Below are 26,913 nucleotides of genomic sequence, written 5' to 3' on the forward strand. Positions count from 1 at the left end.
GTGTATTTTAGACAAATAGCCTACAAAGATACGGCTAATTAGTTGGTTTCGTTTTAGAAAAAAACAACGTTGTTTATATTAACATTATCTTTTTAGCAAACCAATTTTGATCTTGAATGAGAATAACGTAATACAAGCCTCGTTTGTTGAGGTCGAAAGGTGGGATAATTTGAAGATAATTGCCTTTAAAGTTAGATAGTTCTTCGGTGTAAATGTTTTTTCCGGAGGAACTCAGTATAAATAAAAAAGCATTTCCGGAGGTTGGCGTGTTAAAAGCCAATTCTTGCCTGTTTTTTTGGTAATTCCCATACCAATCGAAACTTGAGAATGATTCTAAATTAAGCCCACTAACATTGACAAATCTTTTGCTGAGAAGTTGTTTGTCAAAATAATCTAAATCGGTCAGCGACACATCGAGCGTTGTGTGCATGGGGGCAATAAATGCTTGCTCCTGCGTTGAAGTTACTGTTGTACTTGATGTTTCTGTTTGGTTTATGCTTTTTGTTGCTGGCGAGGCGGTAGTTGTAAGGGCTTGTGTTTCGGTGGGTTGTGGCAGGATATTGTTTAAAGTAATGGCCTCGATGGTAATTTGGCGGCCTGTTTGGTATCCTTTTGCGTTTAAAATATCGGTTTCGTTATAACCGAGTTTCTCTAAGAAGTTTGGTATTAGTGCAGAAGATAGAAGTACGGTATCGATGCGTTTTTCGGTATTTTGATATTTTTCTGTAACAATTAACCGCACGGCCATATCATTTGGATTATTTTGGGCTTGTAAAAATAAAAATCCGGAAAAAAAACTTGCCAGCAGAAATGTAAAAGTGTAATTTTTAAGCATTAGATAGATAAATAAACGATTTTTTACTCGTTTGCAAAATTAGTCAAGTTTTTGGATTTAATAAAATCAAAATTAGTAAGGTTGCCGCTTACTGCCCGATAAAACAGTTTTGGTAAATTATACGCAGTGAAAACAATTGGCTAATTAGATAAAATTGTTGTATCCGGAAAAAATGAAATTGGCAAACTAATTTTTACTTTTTATTTTTTTCTTCGTTTGCGCGTTTTTGAGCTTCTTGCGCTTGCTCTAACATTTCGGCCCAGCGTTGTTGAAACTTACTTTGTTTAATGGGTTTGGCTTTGTTTTCCTGCATTTGTGCATGAAGTGCTTTTTCGTCAATAAAAAAGCGTTTAATAGCGGCTTGTTGGCCAAAAGTAATCATATTTGAAACAAAAAAGTAGAGCGACAATCCGGAAGAAACATTATTAAAAAAGAACAACATCATTATAGGAAAAACCACTTGCATTATTTTCATTTGCGTTTGCATTTCGGGCGATGACATTGAAGTTGAATTGTTCAATTTCATGTAAAAATAGTTGCTCGTTGCCGAAAGCAGGCAAAACAAACTTATGTGCGCGCCATAAAAAGGTATATTAAATGGCAGGTTAACAACTGCATCGTATGTACTAAGGTCGTTTGCCCATAAAAACGATTGCTGTCGCAGTTCAACCGAGGTTGGAAAAAACCGGTACATGGCTATCCAAATAGGCATTTGCAAAAGTTGAGGCAAACATCCGCCTAATGGATTTACGCCTGCTTTGCTGTATAATTTCATCATTTCTTGCTGAACCCGTTGTTGGTCATCCGGATGTTTAGCCCTAATTTCTTCAATTTCGGGTTTTAGCACATTCATTTTGGCAAAACTCTTATAGCTGCGGTAAGTTAAGGGCATTAACACCATTTTAACAATAAGCGTAAGCAAAATAATAATAATGCCAAAACTGCCAATAAATTTGCTCAGCAAGTTAAATATTGGTATCACCACCCATTTGTTAATCCAGCCAAAAATACCCCAGCCTAAATACAGAATGTCTTCTAACTCATTGTCAAATTTTTTAAGTACCTCGTACTTGTTTGGCCCAATATACCACTGCATAGGCAAGTTATACGAAGCTGATGGCTGATAACTAAAGGCCAAATTGGCATTGGCAATGGCTACATTTCGGCTGCTGTCGTTGTCTGGCAGGTATTTAAGGTCTAAATTGCCGTTATCGAAGCCATTTGCTGGCATAATGGTAGTATTAAAAAACTGTTGGGTAAAAGAAACCCAAGCTAATTTTTCGTTTGTGCTTACCGAGCCATCTTTGCCCGCCGACACGTAAGTAACATCGTCATTGGCAGGTTTGTAGTTTATTATAGTATGCGTTTTTTCTTGAACGGGCTCTTTTTCTAAATGCCGCAATGCCTGCCCCCACATAAGCCGAATGGGGGTATTGGTGGGCATAGAATTTTCAAAACCGGTTAAAGCAAAATTATAGTTTACCAAATAAGGGTTTTGAGTATCTAAAGTGTACGACTGCTCAATAAAACGCTGCTTTGTGGAGTCAGAATATAGCCTGAATACTAATTTTTGATTCGTTTTTTCGGCTACTTCAAAAATATACTGTTGGGTGCGCACTAATCCGGATCCGGAACTAAACTCGTAATTAAAAACACTCTGTTGGGCGTCATTTAAAACAAGCGGCTGATTATCGAAGGTAGCAAATTTTTTCAACTGGCTCGACAACAAACGTCCGCCCTGGGTCGAAAAATCTAATTTAATCGCTTCATTTTCTAATGTTATATTGGTGGCAGTTTTTCCTTCTGAGCTGGGGAAAACGCCATTCGCCGCTGCTGGCTGGTTTAATTGCACGGCTAAACTTGCAGGTGAACTGTTTGTATTTGCCCCTGTTTGTGCTGTACCTAAGGTAGCCACAGATGTATCGGCTGTAGTTGTAGCTGTTTCAGCGGTGGCCTTTGGTTTGGGTTTTTCAACTAATAGACTATAAGCAAAAAATAAAGCGGCTATTAGCACCAAAGCTAATATAGTGTTTTTATCTCCGGTCATTTAAGTAGTAATAATTCAACAAAAATATCGTTTTGTAAGGGCTATTATGCTTTAAAACTATAAACAAGCCGCAAAATTAAGAAATCTACTCGTACCTTTGCACTTATGAAACGAATTTACTTGGTTTATATCCTTATTGGATGGTTAATTTGCAGTTTCTTAGTCTCTAAGTGCCGGAATTCGGGCAATAAGCAGCCTAAAACCAGTAAAACCGAACAAACATCAAATAATAAGGAGAACCAACCAAACAATGGCACCAACAACCAAAACAGGGGTAGCGATAACGAAACACCGCCAGCAGCGCCGCCAAACGCAAAACCCGGTACAGACGAATATATTTTATACAGTTTACGAACCAATAAGCTAATTTATACCGACCATGCACGTTGCCGTATGGATTGCCGACATATTACGGAAAAAGAAGTTAAAGAAATACTCGGTATTGGTAAAATTAACCACACAAAAAGTCACCCTGATGATTTACCCTGCCCCAGCTATGCCATTGAAGGCAAAACCAGCAGCAACAAAGAAGTTCGCTTTGTTTTTGCCCTTTGCGAAGAAACTACAAAAGTGGTAACGGTCATTCAATTAAAAAAAGAGTTTAAATGCAACTGCGATTAATAATTGGAGACAGTTTTGAAGTAAAAAAATTTGATGTCTTCTTTTGGTTTTAAACGCAATAAAAAAACAATCATATAACTAACAACACGATAAAAAAATGAAAAAAGTAGTAAACAATGCCCAGCAAGCTATTGAAGGAATTGCCAACGGCATGACTATAGCCTTAGGCGGATTTGGACTTTGCGGGATACCCGAAAATAGCATTGCCGCCTTAGTTGAGTTAGGGGTTAAAGACCTCACATGCATATCAAACAACGCAGGTGTTGACGATTTTGGCTTGGGTTTATTGCTGCATCGCAGGCAAATTCGCAAAATGATATCGAGTTATGTGGGCGAAAATGCCGAGTTTGAAAGGCAGGTTTTATCGGGCGAGTTAGAAGTAGAGTTAAATCCACAAGGCACACTTGCCGAACGCATTAGGGCCGGAGGTGCTGGAATTCCCGCATTTTACACTCCCACCGGATATGGCACCGAAGTAGCAATAGGCAAAGAAACCCGCTTGTTTGACGACCGGATGTTTGTGCTGGAAAAAGCACTAATTGCCGATTTTGCCATAGTAAAAGCATGGCGCGGCGACACCTCGGGCAATTTAATTTTTAGAGCAACTGCCCGTAATTTTAACCCCTTAATTGCAACCTGTGGCAAAATTACCATCGCCGAGGTTGAAGAATTAGTGCCAACAGGAGAACTTGACCCTAATCAAATTCATACACCCGGCATTTTTGTACAACGAATTTTTCAAGGGGTGAACTACCAAAAGCGAATAGAGCAAAGAACCATCCGGAAGTAATATATTTATAAGTTAAAGCCCAATCAAAATTTTTTCTTCTTTAGCTTAATTTCTTTTTCTCGCGTACATTCAATTAATTGGATTTAGCTTATGCCTGCAACTCTACATTTACAAACTTTAAACGCTTAAAAAAATGCAAACATTTTTTTTAAAATTAGTTTGTTGTTTCAGCATTTATTGTTTGTTTTTAAGCCACCACTTGGCTTTCGGTCAAAATGCAATGATATTAAACGGAACGATAAAAAATTTTGACTACGAAAGCGCATTGGGGCAAAAAACAATCAGTATTTTTATTGACAATTTGCTTGCCGATAGCGAAGGGGCCTATATAACCCCCAATAACAACGGGCAATTTGCCATAGAAGTTAGTTTACCCAAACCCGGCCCTTTTATTTTGCGGTTTGCAAATATGCAGTTTGTGCTGCTGCTACAGCCTGGGAAAAATTTATACCTCGAATTTGACGCCAACAACCCACTGCAAAGTTTGAGTTTTGGGGGTGAATTAGCCAACGACCACTGGTTTTTAAAAGCATACACCCAAACGTTTAATAAAGAAGTTTTAGATGCCCAAACCAAAGCATTGATAGACGAAAAAATGAGTTGGCCAGTGTATAACAGTTTTTGCGAACGGCAAATATTTAAAGAATATGAATTTGTAGAAAATTTTAAAACAAATAACCACCTTTCGGAAGCTATGATGGCCTATATTGATTATGAAATTAAATATCAGTGGGCGTTCCGGAAAATGCAATACTTTTTTTCCTCAGCTAACGCCCTAAGCGATGGTTATATCGAATTATTTAGTCAATACCAAAACCTTAACGATACCGAGGCGTTAGTATCAAGTAAGTATAAGTATTTTTTATATCAAAACCTTTATCAAACACTTTTGCGCACCAACCCCGATGCCATTGAAAGAAGCCGCAACGGTTTAACATATTGGCAAATTGAAGGCTATGATTTAGCCAAAAAGATATACAAAGGAAAATGCCTTGAATATATTGCGGCACGGCTAATTATTGATTTATTGAAAGAGGGGTCTCCCGAAGCAGTCAGTATTTTTGACGACTATAAAGATTATGCCACCGATGTGCTTATTTTAAATTTACTTGAAGACCGCTACAAACGTTATGCACAGCGCGAGTGCCAAATTCCACCCAACACCAATTTGAATATAATTGCCGAATCAGACAATACTACATTTACCGACATACTAAACAAATACCGCGGGAAAGTAATATACGCTACTTTTTGGTCAACATGGTGCCATGTTTGCCGCGAACATCTTGAATACGCCCGTAAATTACAGTCGCGTTTTGATTCAACTCAAGTCGTATTTGTTTATTTCTCGCGCGATAACGTAGCTGCCAACTGGCAAAAAGAAATTAGTTGCAACAAAATTGCGGGTGAACACTATCTCATAAACACACAATTAATGAATGCCGCATATATGGATTGGAATTTTGTAACGCAGCCAAAATATTTGTTGTTTGATGCAAATGGCCAATTAGTAAGTATTGACGCACCCAGCCCCGAAGATGCCCAATTAGAAAAATTAATAAGAAGCTTTTTACCTTAGTTTTTTGAAGCAATATTTATTTTTTTTTAATCTATAAATTAACCATACAATTTATTGCTATATTTGTTTCTCTCTATTGTTTGTAGCGCCTTGTTAATTGCCCTTTTTAAGTTTTTTGAGCGCTACAATATAAAGTTGATACCCGTCATAACAGTAAACTTTGTTACTTGTTTAATATGTGGATGGTTAGTAATGTCAAACAAGATGGCCACAGACGGAGGATACATTTGGCAACGTCCTTGGTTCTCTTCAGTTTTGGCTTTGGGCATCCTTTTTATTTCCGGAATTAGATTGGTTGGAATTTGTACCCAGCAAAACGGGGTTGCCACTGCCGCAATTGCCCAAAAAGCATCGCTAATTATGCCAGTTACAGCGGGTTTATTATGGTTTAACGACAATTTTACCTGGTTAAAATTATTTGGAATTATTTTGGCTATTGTGGCTATTGTTTTAACCTCCTTACCCCCGCCACAAAAAAATATAAATTCGTCTTCCCCCAGCCAAGGCAAAACAAATATTACGTTTAACTGGAAACTACCCTTGTTAGTATTAGTTGTTTCGGGCACTAGCGAGGTTATTTTTAAATATACACAAGCTAACTATTTGCAGCCAAACGAAAACGCAATTTTTACAACTTGCATTTTTGCCGTAGCTGCCATTATTGGCGTGGTATGGTTCTTTTACTTGAAGGTAAAAAAGCAAATTTCGCTTGCCTGGGCTGATGTGGCTGGTGGAATTTTGTTGGGAGTGCCTAATTACTTTTCGGTATATTTCTTTGTTCGGGCGTTACAAACAACCGGATTTGAGGCATCAGTATTTTTTCCTGTTTTAAATATTGGGGTAGTGTTAACCGCTGCTGCTATTGCCGCCCTGGTGTTTAAAGAGCATTTTTATAGGCAAAAAATAGCCGGATTAATTTTGGCTGTTATGGCTATTGCTTTGCTCCTTTTGGGTCGGTAAACATTTAGAGACTGTCTAAAAATTAAAAATTGGCATGCCAGTCCTAAAAATTGATAGGAAAAAAGTTATTAAAAGAGATGTGAATAAAAGACTATCAGTTTGACGTTTAAATAATAATTCATAGCTTTATGAAAATCAAACACATAAAGTAAAATGAAAACCTACCCAAGCAGTCTCACCGATAGTCAATGGAGTGCAATATTAGGCATTTTAGACGACAAACGGAAACGAAAACACAGTTTAAGAGAAATTTTTAATGCGCTGTTCTATTTGCTTAAAACTGGCTGTCAATGGCGCATGCTGCCGTTCCATTTTCCGTCATGGAAGCTTGTTTACTACTATTTTACCAAGTGGAAGAAGGATGGGACGATAGAACTCATCCATGAAATACTCAGGGATAAGACTCGAAAGCAAGCAGGCAGGGCTTCATCGCCAAGTGTTGGTATAATTGATAGCCAGAGCGTAAAGACAACAAGCGTCGGAGGCTTGTGCAGAGGGATTGACGGGGGTAAAAAAGTTAAAGGCAGAAAGCGGCATATTATTGTAGATACAATGGGACTACTTTTAGCGGTTGTGGTTCATGCGGCAAATGAGCATGACAGTAAATCAGCCCCAATGGTTATAGCTGACCTCAGAGGCAGGTTTTGCAGATTGGTAAAGATAGTAGCTGATGGCGGGTATAGAGGCGAGTTAATTGAAAATACCCGCAAAACGTTTGGGTGGGTGGTTGAGGTTGTAAGTAGATCGAATACAGCCTCGAAATTCGAAGTATTGCCAAAAAAGATGGATTGTTGAAAGAACTTTTGCATTGCTCGAAAGCTATCGAAGATTGAGTAAAGACTTTGAGTTCCAAACCGAAACGAGCCAGACAATGATCCAACTTGCCATGATAAAATTGATGCTTAATAGAATTAGAAAATAAAATTTAGACAGGCTCTTAACAAATAGACCCTAATTAAAAAAACGCCAAAAGTCTAAACTTTCGGCGTTTTAATCAAAAAAAATCACTAAATCCTTGTTACACAATATACGCTTATGAGGACATAAATATTGTGCCAGTTCTAATTTTTTTATTGCAAAACTATTTTTTTATGTAAACATTTATCGTTCAACCGCACTTGCAAAACATAAACACCCGAGGGTTGATTGCTCACATCAACTAAATGCTTGTAAGCACCCGAAAAGTCATTAATTTGTTCGTTGTAAGCTGTATTTCCGGCTAAATCATAAATACGAACATCTAATTTGCCGCGTTCCGAAGCCTCAAAGCTCAATTCGAATTTGCCATCGCTGGGGTTTGGCGAGAACAATAGATTTGTTATTTCCGGAAGATCCGTTTTGGGCAATGTAAAACCTTTTTCACTCATGTTTGCTTCATCTTCTTTTGTTAAATCGGCCACTCTAACATCTTTCCGGAGGATGATAATAGTATTGCGCTTGGTTTTGTTTCCTAACTCATTGTTACCATCATAGCCGTCAATATTAATATCAATATCTAAGTTTTTGAGTTCATTTTTTAGGTTTTCCATTTCTTGTTTTAGCTCGGGCGACATATTTTCAAAGTTTTTACCCCACTGTTCAGCCCACTTATCTAATTCCATATTATTAAAATTATCAAAGTTGAAGTCAAATTTTTCAGGCATATTCCAGCCAATTTCTCCTTTAAGCACAGCTTTGGCAGTTAAGGTTTGCCCGTTGCGTTGGTAGCTTATGGTAATTTCATCGCCAGGTTTATGGGTAGCCAAATTTGCTACTAAATCATCGTAATTATTAAGGGTTTGGCCGTCAATTGATTTGATGATATCGCCAACCTGTAGGCCGGCAATTTGTGCTGCCCCCTCCTCAACAAGACGGTCAACAACAATTGGTGAAGCCGTTATCTTGGTGTTGTTTTGGTCATCAGACTCAATATTTACCTCATTTTTTATATACACCCCTAATCGAGCTTTATTATTATTTTTTTTACCGTTGTTCTCCCAATTTAAGGGCATATCGTTGGGCGAGTAAAACTGCCAATTTTCAGGTGCGGCAGGTGTTTCAATACTAATTTTTGGCGCCAACTCGGCTGCGCTAACCAAAGTAATATCAACAGTTTTTGACTCGGTGTTGCGTGTAAAACTCACTTTTACCACATCACCTGGTTTATGGGTAGCTATAATTGTTAATAGGTCGTTGTAGGTTTTGGTAGGTTTGCCATCAATGGCAGTAATTATATCGCCCACTTCAAGTCCGGCTGCTTTTGCACCGCCTTTATCGTTTAGGGCGGTAATTTGTGGGCCGGCTTCGGCAGTATTCAGGCTAATGCCCATCCGCGCTGAGTTAGGGTCAACAGGCTCGGGCGCATTGAAAGAATTAATATTGGTTTGTTTTTTATCGCAGCAGGAATTGCTTGTAAATTCGTTTCCGGAAGCTTTTAAAACAATATCAACCGTTTTTTTATTGCCGTCGCGTTTAAATTGCACCTTAACATTGTCTCCGGGTTTATGGGCTTTAACAATAGTTTTTACCTCATCGGCAGTGCGCACTTTATCGCCTGCAATTTTTAGCAAAACATCGCCTGCACGTAGTCCGGCGGCATCAGCGGGTGTGTTGCGCCGTACATCACTAATGCGTACACCTTTTACGTCGCTATTGGTGTTTTCATCGAGTACCACTCCCAAGCGTGCTTCTTTTTGAGCCTCATCATTGCCGTTATGATTGCATCCGGGATTAAAATCGCCCGCGCATTTGCCGCCATCTTTCCAAAATTGGCCATCGGGTTTATTAAACATAAATATTTCTTCGTTAGGCATGTGTCCGGGAAAATTGGGTGGCATTGGTAGTGCATTGTCGGGGGTTTCGGTAATAATCATGACCCTCTTTTCAACGCTATTGCCATTTTGGGGGCTGTCTTCGGCATCGTCAAAACCATATTGTTTCATTACGGCATCCATATCTATTGCGCCATTTGGAGGCAAGTCAATGGTTTCTTCAACTTCGGTAATTTTACCGTCAATATTTTTGTATATTTTAATTTTTGCCTGCCCCTTCCCTACATTTACGGGGGGGGGCGGTGGAGTTGGTAAATTTTGAGCATTAGCTTCATAAGTTAAACAACTGGCAAAAATGGCCAAAATTAAGAAACGAGTTTGCATATTTTTTATTTAGTTTTGGTTAAGTAATTGGCATTATTAAAACCAATGCAAAGGTATAGCAGGTTTTAATTGTTAGTTGTTAAAACAGCGTTAAACTGCGTTAAATGAAGTTAAAGATGAGTAGTTTTAAAATCAAATGTGGAACTTTGCTGTTAAAATCAAATGTTAATTTAACAATTTGACAGCCTTTAACAATCGGAACAAAAATTACTGCAAAAACGATATCTTCCAATTAAATAAAAATACCAGTGCAGCCAACTACATCAAAGAATTCATGAGTAAAAATCAAATATATGTTGTAATTTTTTTAATAAGCACAGCTATGCTGGGGCTAATTGTATTGCAGTTTTGGTGGATTAAAGAAGCCATTGCCGTGAAAGAAGACCAGTTTAACTTATCGGTACGGAAAGCCCTAAGTGACGTTGCTTATGCCATTCAAAAGTATGAAACCGCACAAACAATCAGTCAATTTCCGGAGGGCAAAGCCAGGCCTGTATTACATTATCAAATTCAAATTGCCCCCGAAGCCTTTGATGCAACCAAAAAAATTGGGATTAAGCCCGATACGCTTAACTATAAAAGTTCAAACGGCCTAAGCATTGCCGAAGTAGTAAACAACAGCCCAGCGCATATTGCTGGCTTACGCCCCGGCGACATAATTATTGGCATTAATGGCGTTAAAGTTAACAACGCAATTATTTTTGCCACTTATTTAAACGAAAATGCAGGTAAAACACCTTTAATAATAGATTTTTTACGCCCCTTTGGAAATGGAACTCCCGACCTAAATTTAATATCCGGAGGATTAGATAGCCAACAAAAACCATCTACCCACCAGCATCAGCAAATAACCACGCTAGGCAGTGGCTTTGTACAATCGAAAGTAATACCCAAGCAGCCCGGCAACAATAAGCAACCCATCGAAGAGCAACTAAATACCATGCTGGTTGACAGCGTAAAAGGCCATGATCTTCTTAGACCTACAGACAATAACAAGCAAATATTAGTTGAAATGCTTCATGTTGAAATGTACGCCGAAGAAAAAAACCGCACAACCCCTTTGCAAAAACGCATTGACCCCGAGATTTTAGAACTTTACCTAAAAAACTACATGGAAGATGCAGGTATCAACACGGCATACGAGTATTGTGTGTTAAACCCAAACGAAGTTGTAGAGTATGGTAATTGCGAACCATCGGAAAAACTGCTGAACAGCAAATTCAGAACTGCGCTTTACCGCGATATGACCGCTAACAAAGCAGGCGAATTATTAGTTGATTTTCCGGATTCAAAAAAAGAAATATTTGGTGCATCTTTTAAAATGTTAGGCTCGTCCTTAACATTCAATTTGGTTATTATATTAATGTTTGCTTATGTAATTCAAACAATTATCCGGCAAAAAAAATTGTCTGACATGAAAACCGATTTCATTAACAACATGACCCACGAGCTAAAAACGCCAATTGCCACCATTCAAATTGCCTGCGAAATGCTAACAGACAACCAAGTTAAAAAAGATAATCAAACCGTAAACCGCTTTGCACATATTATTAAAGACGAAAATACCCGCCTGCAAAACCACGTTGAACAAGTACTGCAATACGCAAAATTAGAAAAAGGAAATTTTAAACTGAAATTAGAAGAAATTGAACTGCACGACCTTATTGAAGAGGTTGCCCATACCGCCCTATTGCGCATTGACAGTGCAAAAGGCGAACTTGATTACCAACTTAACGCCAAACAAAGCAAAATAACAGGCGATAAATTACATTTAACCAATGTTTTTCATAATTTATTAGACAATGCTATTAAATATTGTAAAGACCGCCCCATAATAAATATAAACACCGAAAGTAACACCGATTATTTAATAATTCATATTAAAGACGAAGGAATAGGCATGAGCAAAGAAGCGGCAAACCGTATATTTGATAAATTTTACCGTGTTCCTACCGGAAACATCCACAACGTAAAAGGTTTTGGGCTTGGGCTGAGCTATGTTAAACTAATTGTTGAAGCACATGGTGGCAAAGTTAATGCCGTCAGCAAATTGGGTAAAGGTACCACCATGACAGTTTATTTGCCCCTAACTAACAGTCCGCTAACACCAACTAACGCCTAAACTTTTGACCTTAAATAAAAATAATATTTCCGGATATTTTTATAAAAATTTAATTTCCGGAAACAACAAACAAGATTATTATATAATATTTAATTAAACAACATTTATAAACAATGAAAACTACCAGTATTTTGTTAGTCGAAGACGACCTAAACCTTGGCGATATTTTAAAAGAATACCTTAGTGTTAAAGGCTTCGACACCACACTTTGCCGCAACGGGCAAGAAGGTTATGACACATACAAATCAAAAAAGTTTGATCTTTGTATTTTAGACGTGATGATGCCCGTCATGGACGGTTTTACTCTGGCACATAAAATTCGCACAGAAGATGAAGACACCCCCATCGTGTTTTTAACTGCAAAAGCCCTAAAAGACGACAAAATTGAAGGCTTTAAAGTTGGCGGAGACGATTATTTAACAAAACCCTTTAGCATGGAAGAGCTGATGCTTCGCATTAATGCCATATTGCGCCGCACCAAAACCCCCACCGACCGCAACGAAGACGGCAGCCTTAGTATTGGCAAATATACGTTTAACCCCTTGCTGCAAATCCTTGAAATTGGGCAAGGCCAAAACCATCGCCTAACTACAAAAGAAGCACTTTTGCTAAAATTACTTATTGAACACAAAAACCGTGTATTAGCCCGCGACTATGCACTTAAAACAATTTGGGGCGACGACAACTATTTTAATGGCCGGAGCATGGATGTTTTTATAACCAAACTGCGAAAATACCTTAAAGACGATGCGAACGTTGAAATTATGAACGTACATGGGCAAGGCTATAAATTAATTGACATGTAACAAAAGGTATTAAATTAAATAATTGACCTATTTAATTTATCCGGAAAAATAGAGAAAAGTAAGTTATAAAATACAATTATAAATTCCGGATAATTATAATTAAAAAACCGGCAGTGTCTTGTTAAAACAAAACTTTGCCGGTTTTTCCGTTATCAAATCGCCAAAAATATTTATTACAAAAGCAATAATTGAAGCGTGTTTATTTTAAAATAGCAGGTTATCCACATTTCAAATTTGGTAATTAAAACGGGTAAATCATTTTTCGTTCGTAGCGTTTTCCGGCCACTTCTAATCGGTAAACATAAGTACCCGCGGGCAGGCCATGATTAGTACGGTTAAAATTAAATTTATAGGCACCAGGCTCTTTAACTTCGTTGACCAAGGTTACCAAAGGCTGTCCGGCTGTATTTAATATTTGAAGTCGCACATTACTTTTAGCTAAAATGGCGTATTTAATTTCAATGGCATTACCACTTGATGCCGGATTATGGCCATATAAAACCGCATAGCCATTAGTACCAACCGAAGGTGTACAAGCTGGCAATAAATTAGGCACAATGCTAAAGTTTTGCCTAAAAATATAGTCCACCCAAACAGGGTCTAAACAAAACCAGTTTTTAAGCACGGTAACATACATTGACCTAAAATCAGTTGTAAAAATAGGCTCGTCGTATTCGTTAAGGTCATCGGCATCAATGCTGGCAAAACTACCTTTTAAACCACCAATAACTTCCGGACCAAAAAACATCATAGGTGCACAAGTGGCATGGTCAGTACCTAAACTGCCATTTTCGGCACGGGTACGTCCAAACTCCGATATTGTCATCACCAAAGTATTTTGTTTGGCGGTTGGGTCTTGGTCAAGGTCAGTCATAAAAGCGCTAACAGCCGAGCCAATATTATTTAACAAAGTATCGTGCCATCCTTCCTGGTCGCTATGCGTATCGAAGCCTCCAATATGTACTAAAAATATTTTTGTACCTAAATGGCCTTTAATCATCCGGGCAATAATGGCCAATTGGTCGGCTAAGTAATTATCGTCGGGGTAAACTGCCGTATTTGACGAGCTTTCCCACGCATTTTTTATACTCTCGGCGTATCGTATGCACGAGTTTGAAAGTTGGCGCATAAACATTTGTTCTGTGCCATAAGCACAATCGGCAGTTAGCTCAAAAGTGTCAAAAACTTCGCCGTTTTCGGCAATCCGGTAAAATTCAACGGGGTCATATACGGCCAGGGCAAGGTTAGCCGCTTTCGTTTGAAACATTAAATTAGCAGTATTTCCAATTTCGAGTGCTGGTGGCACTAATGGCGGTGCATCAAAAAACGAAGGAAATTCTTGCTCGAAATAGCGGCCAAGCCATCCGGTTTCCCAAATATCATCCGAAGGGCTGCCCGCATACCATATATTATACGACTCAAAATGCGAATAGTTAGGCTCGGGGTAACCTACCGAGTGCACAACCGCCATATCGCCCGCATTCCATAGTGGCATTAAATCGCTCATGGCATTATGAAGACCAAATTGGGCATCTAAAGCCGACAATCCGGACTCGGGAATGGCAATAGTAGGCCGGATATTATAATACGTCGAATTAAAGCGTGGAATAACCATATTTAGGCCGTCATTGCCCCCTTCGAGGCGTATAATCACCAATTTGCGGTCGGTTTCGAGTGTACTAAGCATATTTAATAAACTGGTACCGCCTAAGGCTTTTAAAGGGTTGCCACCAACGGCAAACGCAGCACCTACTGATGCCAAACCCAAGGAGCTAATAAAGTTGCGCCTCGACCACATGGCATGGTCGCATGTATGCGCGTGGGCATTGTTAATGGTTTGCCCCTCTCTTTTAATAATTTGGTTTATTTTATTTTTGATATAATTTTTACTCATACGGCAAAAGTTTTTTATTGTTAACCGTCAGAAAAACAAGCAAATTAATATTAATTTACAAGGAACGGTAAAATGGAAAAGGTTTAGTTATGCAGTGGAAAAGAACAGGGAAGTGGAAAAATTGTTGTTAGGCCAAATTAAACTCGGGCATTTGAACAATATACATTAATAATTGCCTGATTTGGGTTTTAGCTGTTGCGTAGTCTAAACTCCAAGTACCATCGGTATAGTAATTTTCCGGAATTTCGCCCTTAAATACTGCAGTAGCGGCATCGTATTCAATTTGGCGGGGTAAGCCATTTGGGGTAAAAAAATCAATAAGTGCTTGCGTTATTATGGCCGGATTTTTTGAGTTATTGGTAAGGCCTTTAGCTAAGTTTATTAAATTTGTTTGCCCTTGGTCGTTTGTGTACCAAACAGTATTGCCGCCATTTTCCCAGCGTTTGCTTAGGCTGTATTGGGTAAGCCATGTGTGGTGCCCCTTCCAGCCGGCAACGTTGGGTGGCTCAAGTAATGTTTGCGAGTTGTCGGCTGCAAAATAAAATAAAGTGTTTAGTGCATCTTCCATATCATCGTAAGTAAGTTGACCACTATTTATCAAGCCCACCCACATATCAATTGGACTTTTAATTTGAGTTCCAACTGCCTTGTCGTCAAAAAAGTGTTCGCTTTTAAGCAGTTGCCGTAAAACAGGTGCAAGTTCAAAATTATTATTTTTAAAGGTGGTTACCATTTGGTTAATAATATCTTGGTTAGGGTCAACGTAAACAAAATGTTTGTACAATTTTTTGCAAATAAACTGCGCTACCTCGTCTGCTCTTTGGGTAAAAATTAGGTTATGAACATCATCGTAATCCCATGCTCCGGTTTGGCCAAAAATAGTTTTAGTGCCGCTATCCCATTCCGAGACATCAAAGCGCAAATCGTCGTTGGCGTAATATTCACAGCCGTCGTAAGTTGCGCCCGTCCAGCCCGAAATAGCGCGGGCAACATTCCAAATATCATTTTCGTCATAGCCATTATCAACGCCCATGGTAAAAAGTTCCATTAGTTCGCGGGCATAGTTTTCGTTTAAGCCACCGTCCACATTTACGTTGTTGTTTAAATACAATAACATAGCAGGACATTTGCCGATGGCAATAGTAAAATTTTTAAAATTGCCTAACGCGTGCAGTTGTAAAGTTTTGTAGTAACTAAATAAATAAGCCGAACATCTATACGACCAAAATCCGGTTACAAAATGGTTGTGCCAAAAAAGCATCATTTTTTCGCGCAATCCATTATCCAACATTCCCTGCAACCAGGTACGAACCATTTCTAACATGTGGTCATACGATTCCTGGTCGTAATCGGTATAGTCATCAACTGGCACTCTGCTCCAATCATACCAAACAGGGGGTGGTGTTGGTGGCAGAGCAATGGCAGCATCAATTAGCTCGTCAACTAATTGCGAAGGCGTTTTGTTTAAAGCGGTTTGAATTTGGCTGAGAGTAGCTCCAAAACCAGCCCGCCGATATAAATGGGCTATACGTCGGGCATCCCAAGGCATATCGGGGCTGGGTATATATGGCAATAAAGTGCCACCTATGCATTCGATCGGCATAAATAAATAAATTTTAAGTTAAGAAGTTTATAAATAGTTTTGGTAAAAAATACACTTTCAAACTTGTGTGCGCTTTATAAAAAAATATAAATTTTACTCAAACATTTAAATTAATTTTGGCCAAAAGTAAGCCCTTTTTGTAAAATTTTTAAGTTTTATAGAATATTTTTGAAAAAAAAATTTCAATTTTGCCGTTGTAATTCAACCAAGTCGTTTTTATGCCAAAAAATCATGATATTTTAGGGCAAAATCTTTCTACATTGGTTGATTTTTAAATGTGTGCGCTTTTTTATTTATTATTATTTCAATCTTGTTTTTTCGAGAAGTTTTTAAACCATCATCTATCTTCAAATGAAAATATTACTACATAATTACCGCTTTTGGTTACTGGTATTTAGCCTGACCTTAAGTTTTCTTCCGGCTACTTATTTATCAGCTCAATCCACTTTATTAACGCAAAATTTTAATGCCTGCAGTTTGCCCTCCGGCTGGTCTCATGAGTATTTAGCCGGAAGTCAGCCGTTTTTATTCGTCATTTCAAACAACCCCAATGCTGCAGGTGGCCCCAGTATTGACGGTACTTGCATGGCTATTTTTGACGACGATATATTGGGCAATGCAGTTCAGCCCTTAACAACCCGTTTAGTTTCGCCGGCTTTTGATGCGACAACCAAAGCCAATATTGTTTTTAATGTTGATGTGCATTTTAGAACTTGGGGCGATAGCTATTTCCGGATATTGGTATGGGATGGCGAAGCGTGGCAAACCATCAAAAATTATATCGGTCAAGATTATTCGGGCCCTATGTTTTCAGATTTTGTGCACGAAACATTTAACCTTTCGGCCTACCGCAATGCAGCTATGAAAATTGCTTTTGAATACAGCGATGCCAATGATTGGGCATGGTGGGCTGGGTTCGATAATGTTGTTGTAACCGGAGATGGCACCCTTAACGATATATGCGCTAACGCAACAACGGTACCTGTAGATGGCACCTGTATAACACAGTCGAATACCAATACCGTTTTTACGGACCACAAAATGCCTGCGCAAGTTCGCAAAAATCGGCTTTATGGTATAAATTTGTTGCCCCCGCCGGCGGCAACGTTACCCTTAAAACCAACGCTACTTTTAACGATGTTATATCGGTTTATTCGGGCAATTGCAACAGTTTAACTGCAATTTCATGCAAAAACGATTACACCTATGGTTTCGAGGGCGAAATGGCTTATTTAACCGGATTATCGGCAGGGCAAACCTATTTTGTGCGTGTAGGCGCATCGGTAGGAACCTGGGGTAGTCGTTACGGCGATGTCTGTTTATCAATTACGCAGGGAAATTCCCTTCCAGCAACGCCGGGCAACGATGCCTGCGCTAACGCAACAACCTTAACATCCGGAAGTAGCTGTATTGAGGGCAACAATTTGTTTGCCGTCATGGACGGGCCTGCCCCACTGCGCAATACTCGTTCGGCACATAGTATTTGGTATAAATTTACCCCCCCAGCCGGTGGCAAAGTTCAAATAACTACAAATGCCAATTTTGCCGAGGTTCTTTCGGTTTTAAATGGCACGTGTTCGGGTTTTTCTGAGGTGGCAAGCACAGAAAATGGCGAAACGCTATTAGTAACCGGCTTAAATACTAATTTAACATATTATATTCAGGTTGCCGGCATTTTTTCTTCTGTTGATGGCCAAATATGTATTGCAATAAATACACCACCACCAGCCCCCGAAAACGATTTATGCGCCAATGCAATTCTTTTAACGCTAAATGACCCATGTATAAGTGGTAGTACAAATGGGGCCAGTTACGAAACTACCGGTCTGTATAATAGCTGTACCATGTATCCGGCAAATTCAATTTGGTATAAATTTATAGCTCCGGCATCCGGAAAAGTATATTTACAAACCAACGGCGATTTTCCGCATATCATAACCTTATTTACCGGAACTTGTGGCAATTTTACTGAGTACATGTGCTTCGACAACCCCTCATCGTGCAGTATAGGTGAATTAATAAGTGTTCAGCCAAGTACTATTTATTATGTTCAAATAGTTACCAATAAAAATACACCCAGCGTTAATACCGGAGATGTTTGCGTTGCTGTAACCGATGCCACTGCCGTTCCGGTTAAAGTTAAAATTAAAGCTTACTTGCAAGGTGCCTACCAATCGGCGGGCAATATGACTACTTTATTACAAGATTATGGCTTAGTGCCCACCTCGCAACCTTATAATACAGCCCCTTGGTTTTTCATGGGCAATACTTGTACCGACTATGTTCAGGCAAACGGCGTTGACTGGGTTTTGATTGAACTTTTAGACCAAAATACGCATCAAATTGTAGCCCGCAAGGCGGCCATCTTACTTAATAATGGTACAATTGTGGACCCCAACCGCACCGATGGTATAAACTTTTACGACATAGCCGAAAATACGCCCTATTATATTGTGGTGCGGCATCGCAACCATTTGGCAGTTGTTAGCAGTGTGCCTGTATCCTTCCCCAATGCCGTACCTTATAATTTTGGCGGTGGTGCAAGCTATGTTTTAGGGGGGGCAAACCAAATTGTTATGTCAAACGATGGTGTAAGTATGCTAATTGCCGGCGATAACAACGCCGATGGCATCATTACAGTTGCCGACTTCAATATTTACGCAGCCGATGCCTCAAAAATCAACCAATACCTGCCCGCCGACATAAACCTCGACAAAAATGTTACAGTCTCAGACTTTAACACCTACCAGCCCAATGCCAGTAAAATTGGTCACCCTTGGATTCATTATTAAAAACTTAAAAAAAGTTTTTAGTTCATTTCCGGAACTTTTAGCTTGGTTTTATAGTTTACTTGATTGGGCTTAGTTAATCTGTTGAGTTTAGCAAGTCGTTTTTCATAATTTTTTTATGGCATTATTGGTCGGAGCCGGCCAATAATGCCTTTTTTTGGGCTTACCCCTACCCTACCTAATATTATCCACCACTTAAACATATTTTTATAACCAAACACCTACACTTAACTACAATGAAGCACTATTTGCTCAGAAAAATAAGTGCAACACTTCACACCTGGAAACATTATTACCTTTTGGCTGGATTATTGCTAATTGGCACTACATTTTTCCGGATGTTAGAACCCAAACTTTTACAGGTAGCTATTGACGGCATTATCCAAAATTTTCAAACGGGTAATATCGCCAATATAACTACTAACGATGTTGTTGCCCAACAAATATACCACATTTTACCAGATTTAACATACCAAAACTTAAATGCCATTTTACTTGGTTTGGCAATTTTGTTTGTGGTTATTGCACTTTTGCGCGGCCTGTTTATGTTTGGCGCAGGTGCTTTAAATGCCTTTGCCACAGAGCGCGCTACAAAACGCCTGCGCGACAATTTATTTAGCCATATTCAACTTTTACCCTTGTCTTTTATGGCTAAAAACAAAACAGGCGAAATAATTCAGCGCTGTACCGGCGATGTGGACACCATTCGCGATTTCATTAACAACCAAATAAGCGACCTCATTTTTTTTAGCAGTATATTTATTTGGGCGGTTGTAATGATGGCCTCAGTACATATTAGCTACACAGTTATTGCCATTGCGGGTATGCCGTTTATAATTTTAAATGCCTACTACTTTTTTAAACGCGAAGGTGATATATGGGAAAAACACGAGGCCGAACAAGACAAACTCACCTCAATTGTTGAAGAAAATTTAACCGGAATCAGAGTAGTAAAGGCATTCGCCCAAGAGCAAAAAGAACTCAACCGCTTTGAAACACAAAATCAGGCAAAACTGGCCATCGGCAAAAAACACGTGATGCTCCATGCCCGTTTTTGGACTATCTCGGATGGCTTTATCTGGCTACAAATGACCGTCTCGATTTTGGCAGGAGCCTGGTTTGCCTTAAAAGGCCAAATTACTATCGGCGAGTTGGCCGCTTTTTACACCTATGCCGGACAAGTTACTTTTCCTATGCGGCAATTAGCCAAAGTAGTGTCAAAAATGGGGATGGCCAGGGTAGCATTTGAACGAATAGATACAATTTTAGAGGCTGAAACCGAAAACTACGAAGGAAAAATTCCGGACAAACCAGTCATAGGCGACATTGAGTTTCAAAATGTAAGTTTTAAATATCCGGAATCCGAAACTTATGCACTGCAAAATGTCTCTTTCCGGATTTTTGCAGGTCAAACGATTGCCTTTTTAGGACCATCAGGCTCGGGCAAAACTACCATCATTAATTTACTGCTTCGTTTGTACGAACCTTCATCAGGGCAAATTCTGCTTGATGGGCAACCCATACAAACTTTAAACAAACAATGGTTGCGGCAGCAAATCGGAGCGGTTTTGCAAAAACCATTTTTATTTTCGACAACTATTACCCGCAATATTGCCCACGCACACCCTACTGCCAACGAAAAAGAGGTACTATACGCTGCAAAATCGGCAGCCATATACGAAATAAAGCATTTGTTTACCCAAGGCTTCGATACCTTAGTAGGCGAAAAAGGTGTTACCTTGTCGGGCGGGCAAAAACAACGTGTAACCCTTGCACGCACCTTGCTCGAAAACCCCGCCATACTTGTTTTAGACGATGCCACCTCGGCAGTTGATACCGAAACCGAACATTTTATTCAAGCTGCCCTAAAAAAGCATTTAGCAAAAAAAACCACCATTATAATTGCCCACCGGCTTAGCTCGGTACAACATGCTAATCAAATAATTGTGATGCAAAACGGGCAAATTACCGAGCAAGGCACACCCAACGAACTGCTAACGATTGAAGATGGATATTTTAAAAAAGTACATCAGGTTCAAACAGCTTTAGAGGCTAACCTTTTTTAAAAACTTTACCCTTTATTGCCGCCTTTCGCAATAGAAATGACCTAAAGAGACACCATAAATTACAAAAATAAATACAATGCGTATAATTGTAAAATACCTCAATACGCTATTCCCCATTTTTCTATATGAGCACTACCATCCAACCCATAAATTTACAAGACCAGCAATTTCATGGCCGAAAAGCCTTATGGCCTTTTTTAAAGCGTATTTTTGGCTATACTTTGCTGCAAAAAAACTGGCTCGTTAAATTCGTTATAGCAGTTATTGCCGTTAGCATTGGCGATGCCCTGATGCCTGTAATTTGGAAGCACTTTTTAGACGACGCCATAATTCCAGTTGTAGATGCCTACCAAAAACAACAACAATATCCGGATTTTACCCCAATTTTAATTTACACAGGCTTGTTTTTAGCCAATGGGGTTCTACAAATAACCGCAGTCTTTTATTTCATAAAATTTGCAGGTTACATGGAAGAAACAACTATGTTTACCTTGCGAAAACAAATGTTTTCCCGATTACAACAATTATCATACAGTTTTTACGACAAATCGGCTACTGGCTGGCTTTTGTCGCGTATTTCAAGCGATGCGCCACGTGTAACAGAGCTAATTTCGTGGGGATTTTTAGAAGTAATTTGGGGTCTTACCATGCTAATATTGTGTATGGCTGCCATGTTTTTTTACAACTGAAATTAGCCTTAATTATTGCCTTTAGCCTTCCTTTAGCTATTGCACTATCGGTTAGACTGCGGATGTTAATTTTAAAATATTCAAGGGCTGCCCGAAAAATTAACAGCGAACTGACTGCCGCTTATAATGAACATGTTAATGGTGTAGAAGTAAATAAAACAACCACACAAGAAGCGCGTGTAAGCAACGAATTTAAAGGCTTAAGCAACCAAATGCGGCGCAACACCTTTAGGGCATCGTTTTACTCGGCCATGTATGCACCTTTGGTAATTTTTATTGGCTCGGTGGGCACGGCTATTGTGTTGTATTGGGCAGGCTATATGGGCGCTCAAAAGCCAGCACAAATAAGCATTGGCACATTATCGGCGTTTTTTAGTTATATAACTTTTATTTCGTGGGCGGTGCTTGATATTGCCCGTTTTTACGCTCAGGCTCAAGGTAGCTTATCGGCTGGCGAGCGCATTTTTTCGCTAATAGACGAGCAGCCCGATATTGTAAACAGAACTAATGCAAGCGATTTTGGACAAATTACCGGCGATATTATTTTTGAAAATGTGCGTTTTCAATACAACCCCGAAAAAGTTATTTTGCCTAAATTTAATTTACATATACCAGCAGGGCAATCGCTGGCATTGGTGGGGCAAACCGGCGCCGGAAAAACCACCATTGCCAATTTAGTAGGCAGGTTTTACGAACCAAGCGAAGGCCGTATTTTAATTGACGGGCAAGACTATATGGATAAAACCCTTGAAAGTTTGCGTCGTCAAATGGGTATTGTTTTGCAAACTCCGCACTTATTTCCCGGAACCATCCGGACAAATATATGCTATGGTAAAATCAATGCCTCCGATACTGAAATATTACAAGCCCTTGAAATGGCTGGCGCATCGCAGTTTGCTACCCGTTTAGACGAAGAGGTGGGCGAAGATGGCGGCAACCTTTCGCAGGGCGAGGCGCAATTATTGTCATTTGCGAGGGCCTTATTGGTTAATCCGCGTATTTTAATTATGGATGAGGCCACCTCGTCAATAGACACTTTAACCGAAGCTAAAATTCAGCAAGGTATAAACGCGCTTATTCATAACCGTACTGCCATTATTATAGCCCACCGCCTTAGCACAATTAAAAATTGTGACCGCATTTTGGTACTATCGCACGGCGAAATTATTGAGGATGGCAACCACCAAACCTTAATGGATTTGCAGGGGCACTATTACCAGCTTTATACGAAGCATTTAGCACACGGTGCCATATCAAGTCAAAGTTTTATGACCAGTAATATAGATGAAAACAAGTTTTGAAATTCAGGTATAGTTTGAAATGCCAAGGTCCGGATTTTGTAAAACCGGGCTACTTGTTGTTTCCGTGTTGATGTCGCCACTCGTAAACCCATTGGGCTTGTATAATTTCGAGGTGAGTTTCGTTGCTTTCTTCGCGTTTTCCGGAAAAATTTGGTATTTGAAGTACCCAGTCTAACAAATCTGTAAACCTTATGCGGTAAATTTTCGATTCGCCAAAATCTGCACCAAAACGTTCTACTAATTTCATGGCTATGTCTTCGTGGTCGCTCCATGATATAGGCAAGTCATCCTCCCAGTTAAATTCAGTCATGTTTAATATTTTTTTTGATTATTTTAAAAATTAAGGCAGTAATTATTAATGTTCGTGGCCAATAATATCTGTTTGGTCTGGAATAGTTATTTCAATTGCTCCGCTTCCGGGCAATAATATAGATTGGCAGCCCAACCTCGATTCAAGAGTTGGGTTTCTGGCTCTATCTACATAATCTTCTTCGCGGTCGGTAATTGGTTCAAGGTTTTCATCGCCTCCGTGCACATAAATATGGCAGGTTGTACAGGCGCAAACACCACCACAATTATGGCTCAAATGAATATTGTGCAATAATAGTGCTTCTAATAAGCTATGACCAGGTTCAACGTCAAATTCAAGCGTATTATTGATACGTTTTACTGGGTATTTTTCAGCAGGGCCGTTGCCCTCGTGCCAAACAATATCGGGATTTTCTAAATGGACTTTAATATGGTACATTGTAATTATTATTATTAAAAAAGAACTGACAATTAAGCATACTTAATCAAAAAAGCGTAAAGCTAATCATTGCCAAAATATGTTTTAACAATTTTTTCGCTAATAAGTTGATATAAACTTACTTTTTCGGGGTGATATTTTTGTAAAATAGTTATTTGTCGCGCCAAAGTTTGTGTATCGTTGCGCCGGGCTGGCCCTGTTTGGTTGTTAATTGGTGCAATAGTTTGCGCTTTAACCAACAGTTCATTTACCATAGGCAACAACACCTCGAAAGGCAATTGGTGTTTTTGGCAAATTTCCCAAGCATTGGTTAGCATATAATTAGTAAAATTATTGGCAAAAACTGCAGCTATATGTAAGAATTGCCGTTGTTGCTCGTCTATAACGTGTATTTTGGAACTTAAAAACGAAGCTAAATATTGAAGCGCAGCTAATGCTTGTGTTTGGTCTGCGGTTAAAAACAAAGGTATGTTTTTCCAGTCTGGTGCAAATCCGGAAGTAAAAGTTTGCAATGGCCACATCACACCAGCGTTAGTATGGGGCAACAAAGCCTCAAGAGGCGATGCACCCGACAAGTGCAAAACCGTTAAATCTGGTCTGGGTGGTATTAATTGGGCTACAGACTGAATGGCGTTATCGCTGACAGCTAAGATGCAAACTTGAATGGTCAACGGAATTTGTGTTACGCTGGAAACTACTATTTTTGAATAATTTTGTGCCGTTGCTTTTTTTTCCGGATTACGGCAAACAATAACTTCAACCGGACATCCGGATAAATGGAATTGTTTGGCCAAGCTACTTCCAACATTACCAAAGCCAATAATGGCAATCTCTTTAAACAACATTAAATTTAATATAATTATATAAAAACTTGGAAAAGTGAAACTAATTTTCGCTAAATTTACATATAAACCGCTTAATTGTTACAAATTAGGTGTTTAACATTTTTTAAACGCCTTTTTTTTGCAAAATTACCCAAACTGCTGTACTTTTGCATCAAGTTTTTATCATAACTCAAATTGCTTTAAGCAAATTATTAACATTTTCATATTTTTTAAAACCAATGAAACACATTTTAAGTTTATTATTCGTATTAATGGTGGGTTTATTTTTAACCGCCGATGCGCAAGCTCAATGCTCTAAATCTGCTGCCAAAGGCTCGTCTTGCTGCGCTAAAAAGAAAACCGAAGCTTCGGCTGCCACTAATCCGGCTAGTTCAGAAACTCCAGCATCGGTAAGTGTAGAAAGCCGCGAAGAGTATGTTGCCGGCGTTAAAGATGCCAAAGGTGATGCTACCGCTAAAGCCGATGGCTGCAAAGACGGCGCTAAAGCTGGCAAGGCTTGCTGCGCTAAAAAAGGCGAAGCTAGTGTAGCCGGCGTTACAGATGCTAAAGGTGCTTGCAGCAAAGAAGGCAAAGCCTGCTGTGCAAAAAAGGGCGAAGCTAGTGTAGCCGGCGTTACAGACGCTAAAGGTGCTTGCAGCAAAGAAGGCAAAGCTTGCTGCGCCAAAAAAGCTGGCGATGCTAAAGCCAATGCTACTCCAGGCGAAATGCTACCTGGCACACAGAAATAAGGATAGTAATTTGATGTATATATATATCCTGTAACAAAAAAGCCATTATTGTCAAATGCAATAATGGCTTTTTTATTTTTAAAAATAATGGAAAAATTGTTTCCGAACGAACAAAAGTGGTAGTCTATGGTGTTAATTGAGTTTCTAAATAAAACTCAGGCGAGGTTTCGGCAGGTATGTAGGCCATAATTACAGCCATTGCCAAGGCTAAGAGCAATAAAAATACCATAGCAGCGACTATGCGCCGCTCGTGGTAAAGTGCAGATGTTGAGATGGATAGTAACATAGGTAAAACGAATTATGAAGTGAGAAACTAGTATTGTATTATGCCATGTACCTTAAAATTAAAATTACAATTTACTGTTATTGACTATAATGTTTGCTTGCTTAAACGTAAATATGCCCTCGCAGATTGCTTATTTCAAGTAGAAAAGTTTTTCTTGTTGTAATTTAGTGCCTTTAATACAATTTTGACCCCAAGCACCTTTTAAAGTTTAAACAATTTAATTAAATACAATGCGCCCATCTTTAGCTTTAAACCTATCCGGATGTTTCATATTGGCAGTGATTTTTCTTTGTTTAAGCCATTGTACGCCCAACAACAATCAAGCAAACAAGTTAAACGGACAAGCAGAAAAGACAAACGCTGTGCCAAACAGCTCAAATGATGCCGAAAGCGATAACCAAGTAACGGTAATATCCGGAAATACAAATAACAAAAAATCACTCTACTTAAAGCCAGCAGTACAGCCTAAAGTTGCCGACTGGGCATCGTTTTATGCCGATAAAATTGAGGCACTAAACACCAAAGACTTTAACATGTTAAGCAATTCACTTGAAACAGAGCGACTAAGTTCTAAAATGGATGCCGAATCGTTGCGTGGCTTTATTGACGAAAAACGCAGCTTTTTGGTTTTCAATGCCGACAGTAGCCTGGCACTCGACATTGGCAGTTTAAATTGGGTGGTAAGCAAAAACAAACGAGGAAAGGTAAAATTCAGCAGCGATGTAGATACCGAAATTGCCCTGCTTGACCTTAAAAGCGCTACCCGCACCCGCTTGGTATTTTTTGGCTCGGCTGCCTGGATTGATAACGGCTGGTGGGAAGATGCAAACAATGTTATTTTGTCGGGATTTATGGCCAACGACACCCTGCCCAATCAATATTCGCCCATCGTTATCCGGATGAATATTAGTACCCTCGAAAAAACAATTTTCCGCCACCCAAAATATGCATCTGTTAATAAAGATGCCTATTTTGAAAAATTCCGGCTTCAAAACGTTGTAAAAAACCTTAAATAAAAAACTACGCAAAGCAGAATATTTATATCAAAAACGCTTCAAATTAAACATATC

At 39.2% G+C, this 26,913-nt stretch carries 22 protein-coding genes and 1 pseudogene; 14 read left to right on the top strand and 9 right to left on the bottom strand.

The genetic code is table 11. The features are described 5' to 3' along the window. Positions 1-73: 73 nt before the first annotated feature. Positions 74-835: a hypothetical protein gene (locus tag IPI59_12945; GenBank protein MBK7528429.1), complete on the bottom strand. Its 762-nt coding sequence runs from the start codon at positions 833-835 to the stop codon at positions 74-76. Between the two features lie 193 nt (positions 836-1,028). Beyond that, positions 1,029-2,882 (bottom strand): membrane protein insertase YidC, encoded by a 1,854-nt coding sequence (yidC, locus tag IPI59_12950; protein ID MBK7528430.1) that lies wholly within the window; start codon positions 2,880-2,882, stop codon positions 1,029-1,031. A 105-nt stretch (positions 2,883-2,987) separates the two neighbouring features. Here yidC and IPI59_12955 point away from each other — a divergent pair, with 105 nt between their 5' ends. From IPI59_12955 to IPI59_12975, 5 genes and pseudogenes are all read left to right on the top strand, one after another. Next, entirely contained in the window at positions 2,988-3,503 is a 516-nt protein-coding gene (locus IPI59_12955) for a DUF4258 domain-containing protein (protein MBK7528431.1), read from the top strand. Between the two features lie 97 nt (positions 3,504-3,600). Beyond that, positions 3,601-4,293, top strand: a complete 693-nt coding sequence (locus IPI59_12960) for a CoA transferase subunit A (GenBank protein MBK7528432.1) — start codon at positions 3,601-3,603, stop codon at positions 4,291-4,293. A 220-nt stretch (positions 4,294-4,513) separates the two neighbouring features. Beyond that, positions 4,514-5,872, top strand: coding sequence for a redoxin family protein (locus IPI59_12965; GenBank protein MBK7528433.1), 1,359 nt, complete (start codon positions 4,514-4,516; stop codon positions 5,870-5,872). A 192-nt stretch (positions 5,873-6,064) separates the two neighbouring features. Next, the gene (locus IPI59_12970; protein ID MBK7528434.1) at positions 6,065-6,832 is read left to right on the top strand and encodes a hypothetical protein; all 768 of its coding nucleotides are present in this window, start codon (positions 6,065-6,067) and stop codon (positions 6,830-6,832) included. 153 nt (positions 6,833-6,985) lie between these two features. Continuing rightward, positions 6,986-7,754: pseudogene (locus IPI59_12975) on the top strand (IS5 family transposase). Between the two features lie 148 nt (positions 7,755-7,902). Here the strand turns inward: IPI59_12975 and IPI59_12980 are convergent. Then, positions 7,903-9,966, bottom strand: a complete 2,064-nt coding sequence (locus tag IPI59_12980; GenBank protein ID MBK7528435.1) for a PDZ domain-containing protein — start codon at positions 9,964-9,966, stop codon at positions 7,903-7,905. 274 nt (positions 9,967-10,240) lie between these two features. Between IPI59_12980 and IPI59_12985 the strand changes: the two genes are divergently transcribed. Both IPI59_12985 and IPI59_12990 read left to right on the top strand, forming a co-directional pair. Continuing rightward, positions 10,241-12,088 (top strand): PDZ domain-containing protein, encoded by a 1,848-nt coding sequence (locus tag IPI59_12985; protein MBK7528436.1) that lies wholly within the window; start codon positions 10,241-10,243, stop codon positions 12,086-12,088. Between the two features lie 113 nt (positions 12,089-12,201). After that, positions 12,202-12,894 (top strand): response regulator transcription factor, encoded by a 693-nt coding sequence (locus IPI59_12990; protein ID MBK7528437.1) that lies wholly within the window; start codon positions 12,202-12,204, stop codon positions 12,892-12,894. Positions 12,895-13,135: 241 nt separating this feature from the next. On the opposite strand, the gene IPI59_12995 is transcribed toward IPI59_12990, so the two are convergent. Further along, positions 13,136-14,788 carry a DUF1501 domain-containing protein gene (locus IPI59_12995; protein MBK7528438.1) on the bottom strand — a complete coding sequence of 551 codons (1,653 nt, stop codon included), beginning with the start codon at positions 14,786-14,788 and terminating at the stop codon, positions 13,136-13,138. Between the two features lie 127 nt (positions 14,789-14,915). Continuing rightward, a complete protein-coding gene (locus tag IPI59_13000; GenBank protein MBK7528439.1) occupies positions 14,916-16,391 on the bottom strand; it encodes a DUF1800 domain-containing protein in 1,476 nt (491 codons plus the stop codon). Between the two features lie 351 nt (positions 16,392-16,742). Between IPI59_13000 and IPI59_13005 the strand changes: the two genes are divergently transcribed. The 5 genes from IPI59_13005 (at position 16,743) to IPI59_13025 (ending at position 23,236) form a co-directional block, all read left to right on the top strand. Beyond that, positions 16,743-17,567, top strand: a complete 825-nt coding sequence (locus IPI59_13005) for a choice-of-anchor J domain-containing protein (protein MBK7528440.1) — start codon at positions 16,743-16,745, stop codon at positions 17,565-17,567. A 47-nt stretch (positions 17,568-17,614) separates the two neighbouring features. Then, complete coding sequence (locus IPI59_13010) at positions 17,615-19,183, top strand: hypothetical protein (GenBank protein MBK7528441.1); 1,569 nt, start codon at positions 17,615-17,617, stop codon at positions 19,181-19,183. Between the two features lie 233 nt (positions 19,184-19,416). Then, entirely contained in the window at positions 19,417-21,246 is a 1,830-nt protein-coding gene (locus IPI59_13015; GenBank protein MBK7528442.1) for an ABC transporter ATP-binding protein, read from the top strand. Positions 21,247-21,371: 125 nt separating this feature from the next. Then, the gene (locus IPI59_13020; GenBank protein MBK7528443.1) at positions 21,372-21,935 is read left to right on the top strand and encodes a hypothetical protein; all 564 of its coding nucleotides are present in this window, start codon (positions 21,372-21,374) and stop codon (positions 21,933-21,935) included. Further along, on the top strand, positions 21,881-23,236 hold the full coding sequence (locus IPI59_13025; GenBank protein MBK7528444.1) for an ABC transporter ATP-binding protein: 1,356 nt from the start codon (positions 21,881-21,883) through the stop codon (positions 23,234-23,236). Before IPI59_13020 ends, IPI59_13025 begins: the two co-directional genes overlap by 55 nt. 49 nt (positions 23,237-23,285) lie before the next feature. Here the strand turns inward: IPI59_13025 and iscX are convergent, their stop codons facing one another. The 3 genes from iscX to IPI59_13040 all read right to left on the bottom strand — a co-directional run bounded on the left by iscX (position 23,286) and on the right by IPI59_13040 (position 24,829). Next, positions 23,286-23,546, bottom strand: a complete 261-nt coding sequence (iscX, locus tag IPI59_13030; GenBank protein ID MBK7528445.1) for a Fe-S cluster assembly protein IscX — start codon at positions 23,544-23,546, stop codon at positions 23,286-23,288. A gap of 45 nt (positions 23,547-23,591) precedes the next feature. After that, the gene (locus tag IPI59_13035; GenBank protein ID MBK7528446.1) at positions 23,592-23,984 is read right to left on the bottom strand and encodes a 2Fe-2S iron-sulfur cluster binding domain-containing protein; all 393 of its coding nucleotides are present in this window, start codon (positions 23,982-23,984) and stop codon (positions 23,592-23,594) included. Between the two features lie 62 nt (positions 23,985-24,046). Continuing rightward, on the bottom strand, positions 24,047-24,829 hold the full coding sequence (locus IPI59_13040) for a DUF2520 domain-containing protein (protein MBK7528447.1): 783 nt from the start codon (positions 24,827-24,829) through the stop codon (positions 24,047-24,049). Between the two features lie 218 nt (positions 24,830-25,047). Here IPI59_13040 and IPI59_13045 point away from each other — a divergent pair, with 218 nt between their 5' ends. Next, a complete protein-coding gene (locus tag IPI59_13045) occupies positions 25,048-25,557 on the top strand; it encodes a hypothetical protein (GenBank protein MBK7528448.1) in 510 nt (169 codons plus the stop codon). Between the two features lie 124 nt (positions 25,558-25,681). Here IPI59_13045 and IPI59_13050 read toward each other — a convergent pair whose 3' ends face one another. Continuing rightward, a complete protein-coding gene (locus IPI59_13050) occupies positions 25,682-25,843 on the bottom strand; it encodes a hypothetical protein (GenBank protein ID MBK7528449.1) in 162 nt (53 codons plus the stop codon). A gap of 230 nt (positions 25,844-26,073) precedes the next feature. Here IPI59_13050 and IPI59_13055 point away from each other — a divergent pair, with 230 nt between their 5' ends. Next, the gene (locus tag IPI59_13055) at positions 26,074-26,859 is read left to right on the top strand and encodes a hypothetical protein (GenBank protein MBK7528450.1); all 786 of its coding nucleotides are present in this window, start codon (positions 26,074-26,076) and stop codon (positions 26,857-26,859) included. Positions 26,860-26,913: the final 54 nt, after the last annotated feature.

Source organism: Sphingobacteriales bacterium (genome assembly GCA_016706405.1).
Taxonomy (GTDB): Bacteria; Bacteroidota; Bacteroidia; order Chitinophagales; family UBA2359; genus BJ6.